Below are 17110 nucleotides of genomic sequence, written 5' to 3'. Positions count from 1 at the left end.
ACGCCGATGCCTCCAACCGCGCTGCGTTACGGATTGCTGGGAGAACGCGGAATGCCGGCAGGCGCCGCGTCCAGCGCGCCGATCATCAGCCGCACGATGGGGGTTCCCAAGCCGGTGGTGTAGTTGTACTTGCCGGCGATCGGCACATCGTTGCCGATGACCCCGTTATTGCCGGGGATGCCGCGGTGGTAGGCCTGCGGGCCGTTGGCGGCCAGGCGATACAGGTAATCGTTGAGATTGCCCTGGCGGCCCTGCTTCTGCACCAGCAACGCGGCCACGCTGGCGAACTCCGGCGCCGCCACGCTGGTGCCGATCAACTTGGTGAGCGCACCTGCCACGTAGATGGACACCGAGCTGGTGCCCTGCTGACAGGGATGCACGGCGATTCCCGGGCAACCACCCACCAGCATGCCGACATCGGGCAATGCGCGCATCGACGTGCGCGTGCCGCCCAGCGCGCGCAGCTGATACGCCGGCCGCTGGAACAGCGTGCTGACGCCACCACCGGCGCCCCAGTAGCCGCCACTGAGCAGTGCGCCCACGCCATACGGGTCCTCGGCCTGCAACGGGTCGGCAAACGCGCTTTCGCTCAGGTAGCTCGAATCCAGGCTGCCCTTCGTGTAGGCAGTGAGCAGGTTGCCGCCACCGACCGCGGTCACATACGCATCGGCGGCGGGCCAATGCACGCTGGGGACGTACCGGCCGTTCTTGCCTTCCACCAGGTATTGGGTGTCCGGGCAATCCAGGCCGGCATTGTCGCCGCTGGAGGCGACGAAGCTGATGCCCTGCGCGTTGCCTTGCTTGAAGACCGAATCGAACACGCCAAGGATGGAGGTGGCGTCCTTGCCGTTATAGGCCGCGGTGAAGACCTGTTCGCAGAACCCGAACGAGGAACTGACCACGTCGGCCTCATTGTCCTGCACGATCTGTCGGTAACCGGCCAGGATGGAATCGATGGACAGATCGGGGATCACATACAGCAGCACGTGCGCGCCCGGTGCGCCGCCAAGCGCCATGTCCACATCGAGCGTTGCCTCGCGCGCCGCAGCGCGATTGCCATCCTGCACCCCGGGCTTGGCACCGGCCACATAGCGGCGTGCATACAGGGTTGGATTGGCGTGGTTGGCGGCATAGCGGCTGAAGCGCTCGTGGTCGAACATCGCGGCGATGTCGGTGTCCAGCACGTCGCTGCCGATCAACACGGCGATCGTGCTGCCGCTCCCGTCGAGCCGCTGTTGCTTGCCTGGCGCACCGATCATCGTCTGGTAGGACGGATAGCCGTAGGCCTGCTTGAGATCGTTGTACCAATAGCTGGTGGTGCCACCGCCAGTGCGGTTGCCGGGGTCGGCGGCCAGCATGCGCGAGTCCATGCGTGCCGCCGGCAGCCCACGGCTCAGGCCGGTGACGGTGACACCGTTGGCACGCAGCGCGGCCGGCAGCTGCAGCGGAGCGGCAGCCGCCAGGCGTACCTGCTGGCCGGCATTCAGATCAGCCACCAACGGCGCGGCAAACAACCGCTCCACGCTGTCGGCATTCGCGCTGACATGCAGGGTTGGCCCCTGCTGCACCACGGTCATGTGTGCGGCCTGCAGGGCGGCGCGCACCTGCGCGAGCTGCGCAGGCGCCGGACCAAAACGCCGCTGGAATTCGGCCGCCGACAGCCACTTGTGGTACTGCGGCGACAGCGGGTCCTGGATGTCGGCCAGCAGCGCATTCAGCGCTACCTGGTCGCGTGATGGCAGATGCACATCGAAGGACACGGGCGCTGCGCGCAAGCTGGCCGTCATCGCGTCAAGCCGGGCATCGGGGACGGTTGTGGCAGCGCTGGCGCTGCCGAAGGCCAAGAGCGAAGCGGACAACACGGCCGCCAGCAGCGGCCGACAGCGGATGCGAGTAAGCATGGATCTCTCCGGGGGGCACAGCAGTGAGCGAGGCCGAATGGCATCGCAGGGGCGCGCACGACCGCTCGCGACCAACGGCGCGATCATGTCGACACGAGAACGAAAAGCAGATGCCGGCCGCGATCGATGGCCGCGGCGGCCGCGACACGCACACCTGACCGCTGCAACAGACGACAGCAAGACCCAACGCTGCCAGTGCATCATCGCGACACTGCACATTCGGCGGCTATCTCCATCGGCATCGGCAGGTCGCGGGGCTTGCAAGAACTGCCATCAATCAGACGGCGGGTCGGGAGCCGGGACGATACGTGCGATGTCTACCGCTGAAATACCCGCGGGCGAGATTGTGTCGCCACCAGCGAGGTGCGCATGTCTGCGGCTGCAGGTGCCGCTGCAAGCCAGCTCGCCCGCCTGGCCGTCTCACGCTGCACGCCGTTGCCGCGAGCACCTGCGAGCGCCCATTGCGCGCACATGCAGCCGCTCACGGCCCCACTTGCTACGCCGAGACTGCGGCTCGCCTTGCGATCACCGCGTGCTGCCGATGCCGCCAGTCGGGCGTCAGGTGTACGCGTGACCGATGACGCCCCGATGCCGGGGCGCAGGCTTGCCCCGCTCTGCACATCGCCTGCCGACACTGCCGACACTGCCGCCGAGCCTATGCGCCGCCACGAACGCAGGCGCGCGCGCCTTTCGACTGCAGCCGAGGCGCGCACGCGCCCCGTCGTCGTCGCCGACGATACAGGCACGCCCTGGCGCCAGGCGCCGGCGCAATACGGGAAAGGGTCTTTGCGCACCGAGGCCATGGCCGGCGAGCGCAGCGCTGCGCTGGTCCAGGCCTGCCGTCGCAGCGATAATTGCGCGCCCCATAACACCGTGTCGCCATGCGTCGTGCCTCGCCACCTGCATTTGCCCCGCTCACCACCCGTGCATTGCTCTGGGCGGTGCTGGCAATGGGCGCGGTGGTGCTGCTGTCCAACATCCTGGTGCAATACCCGATCAACGACTGGCTGACCTGGGGCGCGTTCTCCTATCCGCTGGCGTTCCTGGTCAGCAACCTGATCAACCGCCGCTTCGGTCCACGCGCTGCACGCCACGTTGCCTGGTGCGGGTTCGCGCTGGCGGTGCTGCTGTCGATCTGGCTGGCGACGCCGCGCATTGCAGTGGCCTCGTGCAGCGCTTTCATCGCGGCGCAATTGCTGGACATCAGCGTGTTCGACCGCCTGCGCGACGGCAGCTGGTGGCGCGCACCGATCGTGGCCACCACCTGCAGCGCCACCCTGGATACCACCCTCTTCTGGAGCATCGCGTTTGCCGGCGCGAGCCTGCCGTGGATCAGCTGGGCCGCAGGCGATCTGGCGGTAAAACTGGGCATGGGCGTGTTCCTGCTCGGCCCGTTTCGCGCCCTGCTGTGGCGGAGTGCGCCGCGTCGGTAGAACGCATGACGCTCCTGGGTGCAGGGCATCCCGCCAGGACAGCAAGGCACCGTTGCTGCCATTTGCTGCAGGCGCATCGAAAGCGGCGTCCTCGCCACTGCACCTACAGCGCTGTTTCATCCTTGCCCAGCGGAAACGTCAGGCCCTGCCCGCGTGCCGCGTTGAAGATGATGCCGCGCGCCTGCTGGATGGCCGGTGTCGGTGCGAGCAGGCGTGGGCGGCGGTCCAGCGTGCAGCTCAGGCCGGCATCGACCAGCGTTGCGTGCGCCTGATGCAGTGGTGCGGCGCGCTCGTCCGGGAGCCAGTGGGTGCGCGCCAGTGCGTCGATCAACGCGGGCGTATCGCAGGCGTCCAGCAGCTGCGGTTGCTGCGCTGCCAGCCCGAGCACGCCGGCCTGCAGCACGAATTCCAGATCCACCAGGCCGCCAGCGCCTTGCTTGAGATCCAGCCGGCCGGCATCGCTGCGATCCAGTTCGGCGCGCATGCGCGCACGCATCTTACGCACGTCCTCGTGCAGCTGCGCGGTGTCGCGCACCCGCATCAGCGTCTGGCAACGCACCTGTGCGAACGCATCGCACAGCGCCGCGTCGCCGGCCACCGCGCGTGCACGCACCAGCGCCTGATGCTCCCAGGTCCAGGCGCGGTCGCGCTGGTATTCGCGGTAACTGGCCAGCGAGGACACCAGGGCGCCCTTGCCGCCATCCGGGCGCAGCCGCACATCGATGTCGTACAGCCGGCCGGCGCCGGTCTCGGCAGCCAGCAATGCCATCACTTTCTGCGCAAGCCGCGCAAACCAGCGCCCGGCTTCCAGCGGGCGCTTGCCGTCGGAGGCCTCCACCGCGGGCGGATGGTCGTACAGAAACACCAGATCCAGATCCGATCCGAACCCCAGCTCCAGCCCGCCCAGGCTGCCGTAGCCGACGATGGCAAAGCTGCCGCCAGGCACGTGTCCGTGCGCGGCCGCCATGTCGCTGCGCGCCAGCTGCAGCACGGTCTGCACGACCGCTTCGGCAAGCCAGGCCAGTTGTCGGGTGCTCTCCACCGCCTGCTGGCGCCCATCCAGCGTGGCCAGCGCAATGCGGAAGCTCAGTGCGAGCCGACGCTCGTTGAGCTCGCGCAGCGCCGCTTCGGTGTCGTCGATGTGCAAGGTCTCGGCGCAGGCCGCGTGCAACGCTGCGCGATCCGGCAGCGGGCCGCTGATGCGGGTGTCGAGCAATTCGTCCAGCAGCAGCGGATACGCCGCCAGCCGCTCGGCCAGCAGCGCACTGCGCGAGAGCACATCGACCAGGCGTGCCAGCGCGCTGGGTTGCTCGTCGAGCAAGGCCAGGTAGCTGGTGCGGCGCAAGGTGGACTGCAGCAGGCCGAGCATGCGGCGCACCGCCGCATCCGGCTGGCTGGCGCGGGTGGCCGCGTGCAGCAGTGCCGGCATCACCCGATCCAGCCGCGCACGCGCGCTATCGGACAACGCGCGCACGCCGGAGGACTGCGCAAAATCGGCCAGCGCCTGGTGCGCGCCATCGGGATCGTGCAAGCCAATCCCCGCCAACGGCGCCGCATCGCCTTCCGGCAGCGCGCGCCAGTAATCGGCCAGCGTATCCGGTGCGGTGGCACGCACACGCGGAGCCAGCAGCTCGGCGAATTCCGCGGCCACGCGTGTGCGCTGCGGTGCCAGCGCGTCCAGCAATGCGGACCAATCCGCATACCCAAGGCCCAACGCAATGCGCTCGCGATCCAGCGGCGCCTGCGGCAATGCGTGGGTCTGCGCATCGCGCAACATCTGCAGGCGATTTTCCAGCCGGCGTAGAAACCGATACGCCGTCGACAGCGCCTGGCCGTTCTCCTGGTCGATCTGGCCTGCGGCCACCAGCGCCTGCAGCGCAGGCAGCAGCCGGCGTTCGCGCAGGCTCGGCTCGCGTCCACCCCGAATCAGCTGCAGCGATTGCGCCAGAAACTCGATTTCGCGAATCCCGCCGGGCCCGCGCTTGATGTCGTCCAGGCGATCGTGCCGCGCCACTTCGGCGGTGATGGCTGCCTTCATTTCGCGCAAGCCATCCAGTGCGGTGAAGTCCAGATACCGCCGGAAGACGAAGGGACGCAGCGTTTCCAGCCAGGCTTCGCCGGCGTCGACATCGCCCGCCACCGCGCGCGCCTTGAGCCAGGCATAGCGCTCCCAATCGCGCCCTTCGCGCTGGAAATACTGGTCCATGCCGGCGAACGACAACGCCACGCGGCCGGCGGTGCCGAACGGGCGCAGGCGCAGATCCACGCGATGGCTGAAGCCGTCGGCGGTGGTTTCGTCCAGCAACCTGGCCAGCTGCTGACCCAGGCGTGCGAAATATTCTTCCGCTGCCAATGCGCGCGCGCCATCGGATTGGCCGCCTTGCGGATAGGCGTAGACCAGATCCACGTCCGAGGAAAAATTCAGCTCGCCGCCGCCCAGCTTGCCCAGCCCGAACACCACCAGGCGTTGCACGCTGCCGTCTGCAGCAACGACCTTGCCGTGGCGGGTGTGGAATTGCTGCTCCAGCGCGTGCAGGCCGCATTGCAGGCAGTGTTCGGCCAGCTGGGTGGCACCGGCCAGAGTCGCCTCCACGCTGTCCAGACCGAGCACATCGCGCCACACCAGGCGCGTGGACTCGGCGCTGCGATAGCGTCGCAATTGCGCAGGCCACAGCTGTGGCTGGGCCGGATCGAGCTGCGGTAATGGCAGTGGCGGCGGATCGGGTTGCGTCAGGTGCTGCAGCAATGCCGGTTGCCGCGCCAAGGTATCCAGCGCGAATTCGCTCGCCAGTGCGACCTGCGCAAGCTGCCGATCGAACGCGCCGCCCGGCCATGGCTGCTCGGCGGGCAATGCTTGACGGACACGGGCCACGGCCCGCTCGATCAGGGCGGTAAGCGCAGCAGACATGGAAACGGTAGGCATCGGCATGACCGGATTCTGGCATCCCCGCCACGCAGGGAATACACGCATGCGCGACATTCCGCACCGCGACTGCAACGCGGCGTGCAGCATTTCGCCGCTTTGAACATCTCGCTTACGCAGCCCTGACGATCTCCATGCTGCACTGCCGCTTTCGCACGAGGTCATGCCATGTCGCCCACCACCTTGCCCGCCCACCTGCTGCCCTCGCAGATTCCGCTTCAGACCGATGGCAACGATCCTGCATTGCCGCCCAGCCTGCCCTTCCTGCATCTATGGACCGGGCCGGATGGCAACAGCTGCCTCAACGCATCGCAGCTGCCCGGCTTCGGTCGCAAGAGCGTGGGGGGCGGTGCGGCGCCACAGTGGTTGCGACCGTTTCCCGGCGAGGTGCTCGGCATCCAGTTCGCGGTGCTGCCGGTGGGCTGGGTTGGCGACTGGCATGAGAGCCCGCACCCGCAGTGGGTGATTCCGTTGCGCGGCTGCTGGTTCATCGAAACCGGCGACGGCACGCGCGTGGAGATGGGCCCTGGCGACATCCATTTCGGCCAGGACCAGGGCACCAGCGATCAGCGCGGCCATCGCTCCGGCCAACTTGGCGATGAACCTTGCCTGCAGATGATGGTGCAGTTTGCGCAATCGCCAGGCGCCGCCACCGCGCATCCGTTCGGCCATCCAGCGCCGCGCTGATGGACCGCCACTGCCGCCTGCGTGCACCCGGCGCCGCCCGGCCGGCCGACTGCCCGCCCCCCACCACGCACCACGCCGCCCTGGCGGCGCGGCTGGGCAACGCGCGCCTGCTGACCCTCTACGACCAGGCCACCTGGAGCGAGGGGCCGGCCTGGTGGGAAGCACAGCGCACGCTGGTGTGGAGCGATGTGGTCGGCCGCCGCGTGCTTGGCTGGCGCGAGGACGGCGCGGTAGACGTGCTGCTGGATGCCACCGCCTTCACCAACGGCAACGCGGTGGATGCGCAACAGCGACTGGTGCATTGCGAACACGGGCGCCGCGCGATCACCCGGAGCGATGTCGATGGGCGCGCGCATCTGCTGGTCGGGCGATTCGAGGGCAGGCGGCTCAATTCGCCGAACGATCTGATCGTGGCGCACGACGGTGCGATCTGGTTCACCGACCCGCCGTTCGGGCTGCTCAAACCCAGCCAGGGCTGCCCGGGCCCGCAGGAGCTGGACCATCACGGCGTCTACCGGCTGCCGCCCGATGGCGGTGCCCTGCAGTGCATGGTCGGCCTGGATCACCCCAACGGGCTGGCGTTCTCCCCGGACGAACGCGTGCTGTATGTCTCGCAGACGCCCGAGGGTGGCCCGACCTCGCCGGAGATCACCGCCTTCGACTGGCGCGATGGCGCATTGCACAACCGGCGCCGCTTCGCGGTGGTGCCGGATGGCCTACCGGATGGCTTTTGCGTGGATCGCCAGGGCTGGCTCTGGAGCAGCTCCGGCGCGGGCGTATGCGTCTTCGACACCGATGGCCACTGCCTCGGCCTGGTGCCGACGCCGGAGACAGCGTCCAACTGCGCCTTCGACCTGGAGCAAAAACGCTTGTTCATCACCGGCGGCAGCACGCTGTGGCTGCTGGAGTTGCGGCACTAGGCACGGTTGACGAAAACCGCCAGGCGGACGCGGCCATTGCCCGCGATGGCAGGAATCACACGTACAAACTGTTCGGAGCCCGCCGTGCACATCCAGCAGCACGATGGCTCGCCAGGTGTCGAGCGCAGCTCCAAGCCACGCAAGCCTGCTCTGCGCGATGCAGACCGGCGGCAGCCACGGCATGCGGGCGGCCTTCATTTGCAGCGGATATTGCGCCGGTTGGCGTTTGACCCGGCAACCTGCAGGCATAAAAAAGCCCGCTTGCAGCGAACTGCCAGCGGGCTTTGCTCCCTCCCCCACGTCGGGATGCAGGATCATAGTGCGCGCCCCGAATCGGACTTGCACGCTGCACTGCAAAACAACACCAGGCAGTACAGAACTGGTGTTTTTCTTCACGCCAGCGCGCGCGACATGCGGGCCTCAGCGCAACAGGTCGGGCTGCGCGCGATACCACTCTGGCGCGCCGCGCAGATGCCATTCGGGCGTGTCGCCGCGCAGGCCAACTGCCGCGCTCAGCAATCCCCAGCGGGCCAGCAGACTGCCGCTCCGTTGAGTGCCCTGCAGGCGCAGGCGCGCATCGACCTGGAAGCGTTCGTTATGTGCCTGCAACCGATCGACGATGACCGTCTCGCCTTGCCAGTGCGCGCGTGCGGTCAGCTGCGCCTGGCCAGCATCCACCAGCCGCAGCATCCAGTTCGGAATCGAGCGGTCGCGCGCGTACAACGCCATCAGAAATGCCAGATCGCGCACCTGGATGCGTACACGCCCATCCACGCCCACCGGTTGTCGCCATTGCATGCGCGCATCGTCCAGCACGATGCGCGCCCACCAGCCATCGCGACGTTGTCCATCCGGGCCGGTGAATCCGACATTGCGCAGCTGGATGCTGCTGGCATCGAGACTGAACTGTTCGGCGCGTAGATCGCCGCGCTGCAGGCGCAGATCCGCATCCACATCGCCGCGCAACGCCAGGCCGGCAAACTGCAGCCGCGCTGCACGCGCCGCGATGCGCACACCGCCCTTGCCAATGCGCCCACCCGGCTCGATCTGCAGATCGCCGCTGAGCACGCCGCTGCCGCCATCGAAACGTAGTTGCTGTTGCGGCAGATAGCGGTTGTAGGCGCGCAGATCCGGCACGCGGGCATCGGCGAACACCAGATGCGCGCGGGTGGCATCGCGCAGGCTGCTGAGGTTGTGCGCGTCGGCGCGTGTGCGCAGATCCAGGCGCAAATCGTGGCCTTGCACGAACGGCCGCGTGGGTGCATCGGTATGCGCGATCGAAAACTGCTGCATCTGCAGTGCAAGCGCCGGCAGCAACTGTCCACTGGCATCGGCGTCCACGCGCAGATCGGCACTGGCCTGTCCGGTGATCGCATGCCCCATCACGCCCACCTGCGCTTGCACGTGCGGCACCTGCAGGCGGCTGCCGGCAGCAAGCTGGCCGCGATCGATCCGCAGATCCGCGTCGACCAGGCCCTCGCCCTCCAGGGTCAGCCAATCCACATCCGGAAACAGCGCAGCAATCCAGCTCAACGAAGACAGCTGCCAATGCAGCCGTGCATGCCCGGACGTGCGTGGCAACAGGCTGCGCAGGGAGTGCACGGGCAGTTGCCTACCTTGCACGCGTATGTCGGCGTCCAGCGTCAGCCCGGCATCGGCTGGCTCGGGCATGCTGACCTTGAGCCGCAGATTCTGATCGACCTGCAACTGCGCCGTCAGTTCGCCCAGCAATGCGGACGGCACGCGCGTGCTGTCGTGCAGCGGCGCGCGCCATTGCAGTTGGCTTCCAGGCTGCAAGGCGCCGCGTATCCAGCGCAGCTCGCCATCTGCACGCCCCTTGCCGGCACGCGTCGCCAGCGTGTGCCGGCCCTGCGCATGACGGGTGATATCCAGCGCTGCGGTGTCGCCATGCACGGCGATCAGCGCATCGGTGAGTTGCAGCACCGCGCTTGCCCCTGCCTGATCCGGTGCGTGCCGCGCGATGCTGGCTTCGATACGCAGCTGTCCATTGCGCATCACTTCGTCCTGCCCCCACCGCACCCGCGCCGATTCGAATACTGCACGCGAGGGGAACAGTTCCATCGGCCCGCCACGCAGTTGTTTGAACAGGCCCAGTTGCAGTTGGCCCTGCCCTTCGATATGCAGCTGACGCAGCGACACGGCCTGCACCTGCTCGGCAACGATGTGGTCGAACTGCAGGGTCCAGGCGGTTGATGACCTGGGTGTCCTGGCTTGAGCGTCGGCGCGCCTGGCTGATTGCGGCGTCCTGTTGGTGGGCGTTGCGGGCGTTGCGGGCGTTGCGTTCGTCGTAGTCGTGATGCGCAGACGCTGCGCGGGCGGCGGCGTCGCCGTGTGTTCGACATTGGGCGTTGCGGTGGGCGCCCCCGCGTTTGCCGACGCCGGCATCTCAGCGATCCCCTTCGCCGCCGCAACAGCAGCACGCGGCGATTGCATCGCCGCAGGCGCTCGCATCGCCACCGTCCCGGGCGTTGCGACCGCAGCCTGCAGACCGCCACGCACACCGCGCGCGTGCAACTCCGGCACGAGCAGTTGGCGGTGCAGCAATGGCAGCAGCCGGATCTGCCCACTCATCCGGTGTGCACCGACACTCCAGTTCGTGCGCGCCGAATGGCCTTGCAGATCGACATCCCACAACACCACACGCCCGGGCCACCAGGTCAGCGCCGGGCCCCATTGCATCGTGAACTTATCGGGCGAGCGATTCAGCGCAGCCGGGCCAAGCGGTGTGTTGAGCAACAGATTGCCCAGCAGCAAATAGCTTGCGTACAGCGCAATCAGGGCCGATAGCGGCCATCGCAGTAAGCGCGGCAAGGCGCGCCAGCGGGCGCGAACAGGCATCGTCATGACGGCGGGCTCCTGAAGACCGCGCACGCGGCTGGGCACAGTGTGCCAAGCCAGCCGTGAGCAGGGCGCAGCACGATCACGCCGGCGACCATATCACTTGGTCTTGGAGACCGCCGGCAGCAGTCCGGGCTGCGCGTCATACCACTCGCGCGCGCCGGCCAGATGCCACTGCCGCTGCTTGCCATCGAGTTCGATGCCGGCACCCAGCACACCCCAGCGCAGATACAGATCGCCGCGCCGCTGCGCATCGTTCAAGGCCAGCCGCGCACGCAGCGACAAGCGCGCGTTTTCCGCGTGCAGGTCGTCGATCAGCACCTGCTGCTTGCGCCAACGCAATCGACCGGTGGCATCCAGTTCGCCCGAATCCAGCAAGCCCAGCACCCAGCGCGGATAGTCGGCGCGCTGGGCGAATACCGAGAGCAGTGGTGCGATATCGCGCATGCGAAGGGCTGCGTCGGCATCCACCTGGAACGGTGCCTCGGCCTGGATGGTGCCGGCCCCCACTTGCAACTCGCCCCACCAGTCGGCGTCTTTGCCGTCCTCGCCCACGCGCATGTTGCGCAGGCGTACACGCGTGCCGCTGAGGTCGAAGAACTTGGTCTTGAAGTCGGCGCGCTGCAGCGTGGCCTGCAACTCGGCATCGCCGCGCATCTGCACGTCAGCCAACGCCAGATGCGCGCCCTTCGCGCGCAGGTTCGCATGGCCGGTACCGACATCGCCGGAGGCATTGAGCGCCACATCGCCGGTCAGGCTGCCGCTACCGCCGAGCAGGCGCGCGGTATTGCCTGGCAGGTAGCGGTTGTAGGCGGTGAGATCGGGCACACGCGCATCGCTGAAACGCAGCTGCGCCTTGAGCGTGTCGCTCAGGCGCGCCAGCTCGGCATCGCCATGCATGGCCAGTTGCAGGTTGCGGCCGTCCAGCAGGAGCTGTTTGGGCGCATCGCGCGGTGCCGCCTTGAAGGTGGGAATGCTTACATACAGATGCGCCTGCGGGGTGGCGGCATCGTCGATGCGCCCGTGCGCCTTGGCCACGCCGGCCAGGCGCGTGTCCAACACCTGCGCCACCGCCTCCACGCGCGGAATATCCAGCGTGCTGCCGGCACTCAGCCGGCCCTGTGCAAGGCGCAGGTCCGCTTCGACCAGACCGCCGCCTTCCAGCTGGAACCACGGCTTGCGCACGAACAGCTCGGCGATCCAGTTCAAGGATTCGAACTTCCAGCGCCCACGCACTTGCCCCGACAGGCGCGGCAACAGCTGCGCCGGCTGTTCGAACGGAACGCTGCGCCCGGCGATGCGCAGATCGGCGTGCAGCTCGCTGCCGGTCTTCTCATCGCGCGGCAGCCGCGCCTGCACGCGGATGTCCTGGGCCACATCCAGTTGCAGTGCGAGCATGCCGCGGTCGGTGGCGCCGACGCCCGCAAGCAATGGCAGCCGCCAGACCGCGCGGCTGCCCGGCTGCAGCGCGCCGCTGGCCAGGCGGACATCGGCCTCCACGCGCGCGGCCGATGGCCCGCTGCCGATGTCCACATGCGGCGCGCCGGTATCGATCGTCAGCGCCACGGAGTTGGCCTTCAGCTGTAGCCGGGCGTTGGTGATGCCGAGCTTGCGCAGGCCCGGTGCCTGGTCGCGGTAATGGCGCGGAAACTGGAACTGCGCATCCAGCTGCGCGCCGTTGAATACCTGCACCCCGTCGTAGCTGACCACCGCATCGGTAAAGCCCGCTTCGGAAGGAAACAGTTCCGACGGCCCGCCCTTGAGCTGCTTCAGAAAACCGACCTTGCCGTGGCCTTGCCCGGCGATCAGCAATTTGCCCAGGCGGGCGCTGCGAATGCTGTTGCTGGTGATTGCATCGAAGCGCAACGTCCAGCCCTGGTGACCCCGCGGCGGTGGCGGAATGGGCGTATCGGAGGTTTCCACTTCTGCGCTCACGCCGGTGGCATGTAGCCACGGCAGGCGCACTTCGCGCCGAAACAAGGCCAGCAGGGCGATACGCGCATGCGCGCGCTCCGCATGGAAGACGTACACGGTACGGTTGGCCTGCCCGCGCATGCGCACGTTCCAGGCAATGACCTCGCCCGGGAACAGGGTCAGTGCCGGGCCGGTCTGCATGGTGAACTTGTGCGGCTGCCGATTGGTGCTGGCGTCGAACAACGGGGTATTGAGATAGAGGTTGCCGGCCAGCAGATACAGCGCGTACAGCGCCAACACCACGCCCACTGCACGACGCCACGGCCGTGGCCAGCGCTGAAAGCGGTCGCGAAGTGAGGGCATGGGGCGCAGGCAGGAAAGAGTCTGCCGCCACTATCCCGGTTGCGCTGACCGCGAGGCGTGAACAAGGCTGGTGCCGTTGTGGGAATCGGGAATCGGGAATCGGGAATTGGGAATTGGGAATCGGCGGCGAGCTGGGAGATTGGCGCGCGGCCAGTGACCGGTGCCGCACCGGCGATGCGCCGCACCGCTGCCATCGCGCCCTCCCGGTGTTTAACGCTTCTCGAACTTCATTGCTGCGCACGACATGCAGCGACATCGCAGGGTCACGTGCCAGGTGGATAACAGTCCTGCCCGCTCGCTTCATGTGACAGGAAGGCTCTCTCCCCCTGCTGTCACTGCGCGAAACGGGCCATCACTGGGTGGTGTCCAATCCGTCGGGCCGGCTCCCTGCGCCGGCCCGACGTTCTTGGCTTGCAGCGGCCAGCCAGACGCCTGCGCCCACGACCAAACCGATCGATGCAGCTAGTGGTCGTCGCTGATCGTCGCCGCCGACGGCACGCGGGGCGCCACGTCCAACGCGCCGCGCGTGCATAGTTGCGGCGCGCCAGCGCAGCCTTGTCTCCTCGGCGAGCAGTAGCCGTGCGTCCAGCGCACCCACTTGATTGCCTGCGCCGTTGCCGACCTTTGATGCATCTACGCACGTGCCAGCCACCAGACCCTTCTCTCATCGGGAGAAGGTCACGCGTAGCCAGATGGGGGGACGCGCGAGGCCCCGCGCTCACCGCAGAGCAGCCAACGCGCTGCCTCGCAATCATTCCGCGTTGGCGATGCCCCATGCAGCATCAGCAAGCGTCTGCCGGGGCTGCTGCGCCTCAGCTCACGCAGCCTCGGCAATCCGGCGCGTGCGCCGTGCGCGCACTGCGCTCGCCAGGCGTTCCAGCACCTGCACCGAACTGTCCCAGCCGATGCAGCCGTCGGTAATGCTTTGGCCGTAGGTCAGCTCACACCCCGGCAACAGGTCCTGACGCCCACCGACCAGGTGGCTTTCCACCATCACGCCGACGATGCGCGTTTCGCCGTTTTCCAGCTGATTGGCGATGTCCTCGACGACCTTGGGCTGGTTCTCGGGATTCTTGCTGCTGTTGGCGTGGCTGGCATCGATCATCAGGCGCGCAGGCAGTCCGGATGCATTGAGCACCTGGCTGGCCGCTTCCACATTGGCCGCATCGAAGTTGGGCTGCTTGCCGCCGCGCAGGATCACATGGCAATCCGGGTTGCCCGCCGTCGCTGCCACGGCGGTGTGGCCGTCCTTGGTCACGGCCAGGAAATGATGCGGATGCGAGGCCGCACCCACCGCGTCCACTGCAATCTTGACGTCGCCGCCGGTGCCGTTCTTGAAGCCCACCGGGCATGACAGCCCGGATGCCATTTCGCGATGCACCTGGCTCTCGGTGGTGCGTGCGCCGATCGCGCCCCAGGCCACCAGGTCGGCGATGTATTGCGGCGAAATGATGTCGAGAAATTCCACGCCGGCCGGCAGGCCGAGATTGTTGATATCGCGTAGCAGGCCACGCGCCACGCGCAGGCCCTTGTTGATCTGGAAGCTGCCGTCCAGGTCCGGATCGTTGATCAGGCCCTTCCAGCCGATGGTGGTGCGCGGCTTTTCGAAGTACACCCGCATCACGATCTCCAGCGCGTCGCCGAACTGATCGCGCAACGGGCGCAGGCGCTGTGCGTACTCCATCGCCGCGACCGGGTCGTGGATCGAGCAGGGGCCGATCACCACGGCCAGGCGATCGTCGCGCCCGTGCAGGATGTCGTGCAGCGCGGCGCGCGCGTTGGTCACGGTTTCGGAGGCGCGCTCATCGCAGGGCAGCAGCGACAGCAGCTGCGCAGGCGGTGCGAGGGCTTCGATCTTGCGGATACGCAGGTCATCGGTTACGGGCGGCATCACAGTGTCTCGGTGGGCGGTGTTGCATCGGGGAGCCAGGCGCGGCGGCAACAAAAAAGCCGCCAGGTGTGCGCTGGCGGCTTTTCGGGAATGCTGCTGAAGTTTCCTTCAGGGTGAGCGCAATCCTTCCTCCGCCAGCGGCATCGGAAAACCGTAGTACCAAAAATAAAACTGGCTGCGGGGTGCGTTCATGGGATGCATTCATACCACGCGTTTTTTCGCATTGCCACTGTTTCATCGGCAACGGACCATGTGTCTCGACGCAGTGGTTGCGTGGCGCGGCGCGTCGTCAGAGGCATGGCAGCAACGGTTGATCAGGGCAACAAAACGCAATCCGATCGCTGTTGAGCTGCCGATGGCCCTACGTGCAGCGGCAATGTGGCGGGATGTGCTGCACGCCACTGGCGCGGTGCGATCAAGGCGCTGGCGTGGAAGTTCACCCGCCCGACTGCGGGCGCACTAGGTGCAGGGCGCACCTTCACCCCGGCACACCAAGGGGCGTTTCAGGCCCGCGCTTCGCGGCAAGCTGATGCGCACACACCGCCTCCGGGGGAGCTGTGACACGAACGATGCCGCACTGCCGACGTGTCAGTCCTCAAGCCTCGCTGGAGCCGCCAGCTCAATGCAAGGCTGCGCTCCGGACACTGTTTCCAGCCGTGGAACACCGAAAGTATCGTTTCAACCTCAATACTCGATGTATCTCTAGATCCTGTAATTTCCCATACAAGTCAAGTACTTGTTACGCTGGCAACCCTGATATATCGTTTCATAAATCGTTTCATGAGTGATTTACGTGCCCCAGCCCGAAGCAGTAGAACGCCTGGTCACCACGCTGCGCATCGACGGCCCCTTGCGCGGCGCCGATCTTGCTGCGCGATTGGGCGTGAGCAAAGCAACGCTCTCGCGTCTGGTTGCGGCTGCAGGAGCCGCGGTGCGGCGCTACGGCAGCGCCCGCGCCACCAGTTATGCCGCCGCAGGCGAGGTGCGGGGCGCGCGCGCCTGGCCGCTGTATCGCATCGACAGCCATGCCCGCGTTGTAGCGTTGGGCCAGCTGCATGCACTCCATCACGACCATTTCTTCGTAGAGCTGCTGCAGGAAAACCCGGTGCTCCTGCATCCGCCGATGCAGTTGGGCGTGTTCGAGTCGCTGCCCTGGTTTCTGGATGACCAACGCCCGCAAGGATTTCTCGGGCGCAATCTGGCACGTCGCGTCTCCGGGCCGTTGCGGCTCCCTGAAAATCTCATGCTGTGGTCGCCCAGTGACACGCTCGTCGCGCTACTGGCCGATGGTCACGACCAGCTCGGCGACCTGCTCGTTGGCGAGCATGCGCTGGCGCGCGCGCTGTCGTCGATCGATCAGCCCGAGTGCGTCGATATCGAAGCGCGCACGCAGACATATCTCCAGCATGCCGATGCCGCCCTGCGCGGCGAGGACGTCGGCTCGTCCGCTGCAGGCGAGCAACCGAAGTTCACCGCCGTGCTGCGCGAACATGGTGTGTATCGTCCGGTCATTGTGAAGTTCTCCGATCGGATCGATCAGCCGGCCGGGCGGCGCTGGGCGGACCTGCTGCAGATGGAGCACCTTGCCAACCAAGTGCTACTTGCCGGTGGCATCGCAGCTGCAACGACGCAGCGGCTTCAGGCCGGCGAGCGCGTCTTTCTCGAATCCACGCGCTTCGATCGCACCCCGATGCTGGGCCGTCACGGCTTTGTCTCGTTGATGGCGATCTTTACCGCGTTCTATGGGCAGTCGGAGTTCAGTACATGGCGCACGCTTGCGCCGCTGCTCAAGCGCGATGGCTGGCTAAGTTCGGAAGATTCCGAGCGTCTTGAGGTGATCAGCTGGTTCGGCGTGCTCATCGGCAACACCGACATGCATCTGGGCAACGCAGCGCTGATTCTTGCCGACACGCTGCCGTTGCGGCTTGCGCCGGTGTACGACATGTTGCCAATGGCGCTGCGGCCGGCATCCAGTGGCGAAATCGTGCCAAGGGAGATCGAGAGTCCACCACCCACGGTCGGGCAATTCGCACAATGGCGACGCGCCGCGGAGATGGCCGAACAGTTCTGGCAGCGATCCATCCACGACGCTGCCTTGAGCGATCAGATGCGCGGCATTGCCGCGCGCGCGTTGGCAAGCTTGCGCCGAGCCGCATCGCGACTTGACTGACATGGTGTCTTGGCTGGTTTTCCCGCGTACATGAGTGCGTCACCGTGAC

General features: G+C 67.0%; 9 protein-coding genes. 4 read left to right on the top strand and 5 right to left on the bottom strand.

Annotated elements, in window-relative coordinates:
• Positions 1–26 precede the first annotated feature (26 nt).
• The gene (locus tag ACCQ00_RS02785; RefSeq protein ID WP_039584456.1) at positions 27–1988 is read right to left on the bottom strand and encodes a S53 family peptidase; all 1962 of its coding nucleotides are present in this window, start codon (positions 1986–1988) and stop codon (positions 27–29) included.
• A gap of 794 nt (positions 1989–2782) precedes the next feature.
• On the opposite strand from ACCQ00_RS02785, the gene ACCQ00_RS02780 reads away from it, so the two are divergent.
• Positions 2783–3334: a VUT family protein gene (locus tag ACCQ00_RS02780; protein WP_017155913.1), complete on the top strand. Its 552-nt coding sequence runs from the start codon at positions 2783–2785 to the stop codon at positions 3332–3334.
• Positions 3335–3437: 103 nt separating this feature from the next.
• Here the strand turns inward: ACCQ00_RS02780 and glnE are convergent, their stop codons facing one another.
• Positions 3438–6263: a bifunctional [glutamate--ammonia ligase]-adenylyl-L-tyrosine phosphorylase/[glutamate--ammonia-ligase] adenylyltransferase gene (gene glnE, locus ACCQ00_RS02775; RefSeq protein ID WP_039570892.1), complete on the bottom strand. Its 2826-nt coding sequence runs from the start codon at positions 6261–6263 to the stop codon at positions 3438–3440.
• Positions 6264–6425: 162 nt separating this feature from the next.
• Between glnE and ACCQ00_RS02770 the strand changes: the two genes are divergently transcribed.
• Positions 6426–6944, top strand: a complete 519-nt coding sequence (locus ACCQ00_RS02770; protein WP_039570890.1) for a cupin domain-containing protein — start codon at positions 6426–6428, stop codon at positions 6942–6944.
• Entirely contained in the window at positions 6944–7864 is a 921-nt protein-coding gene (locus ACCQ00_RS02765) for an SMP-30/gluconolactonase/LRE family protein (RefSeq protein WP_039570887.1), read from the top strand. Before ACCQ00_RS02770 ends, ACCQ00_RS02765 begins: the two co-directional genes overlap by 1 nt.
• 420 nt (positions 7865–8284) lie before the next feature.
• Here ACCQ00_RS02765 and ACCQ00_RS02760 read toward each other — a convergent pair whose 3' ends face one another.
• From ACCQ00_RS02760 to ACCQ00_RS02750, 3 genes are all read right to left on the bottom strand, one after another.
• Complete coding sequence (locus ACCQ00_RS02760) at positions 8285–10729, bottom strand: hypothetical protein (protein ID WP_039570880.1); 2445 nt, start codon at positions 10727–10729, stop codon at positions 8285–8287.
• A 93-nt stretch (positions 10730–10822) separates the two neighbouring features.
• Positions 10823–13000: a translocation/assembly module TamB domain-containing protein gene (locus tag ACCQ00_RS02755; protein WP_039570877.1), complete on the bottom strand. Its 2178-nt coding sequence runs from the start codon at positions 12998–13000 to the stop codon at positions 10823–10825.
• 817 nt (positions 13001–13817) lie between these two features.
• On the bottom strand, positions 13818–14891 hold the full coding sequence (locus ACCQ00_RS02750; RefSeq protein ID WP_039570875.1) for a 3-deoxy-7-phosphoheptulonate synthase: 1074 nt from the start codon (positions 14889–14891) through the stop codon (positions 13818–13820).
• A gap of 784 nt (positions 14892–15675) precedes the next feature.
• On the opposite strand from ACCQ00_RS02750, the gene yjjJ reads away from it, so the two are divergent.
• Positions 15676–17061, top strand: a complete 1386-nt coding sequence (gene yjjJ, locus ACCQ00_RS02745) for a type II toxin-antitoxin system HipA family toxin YjjJ (protein ID WP_372354058.1) — start codon at positions 15676–15678, stop codon at positions 17059–17061.
• Positions 17062–17110 lie beyond the last annotated feature (49 nt).

The sequence above is a fragment of the Xanthomonas sp. NCPPB 3761 genome, from assembly GCF_041475705.2.
In the GTDB taxonomy this organism is placed as follows: Bacteria; Pseudomonadota; Gammaproteobacteria; order Xanthomonadales; family Xanthomonadaceae; genus Xanthomonas; species Xanthomonas phaseoli.
The sequence above is the reverse complement of the archived record's forward strand: the minus strand, read 5'-3'. Positions and strand labels throughout refer to the sequence as shown.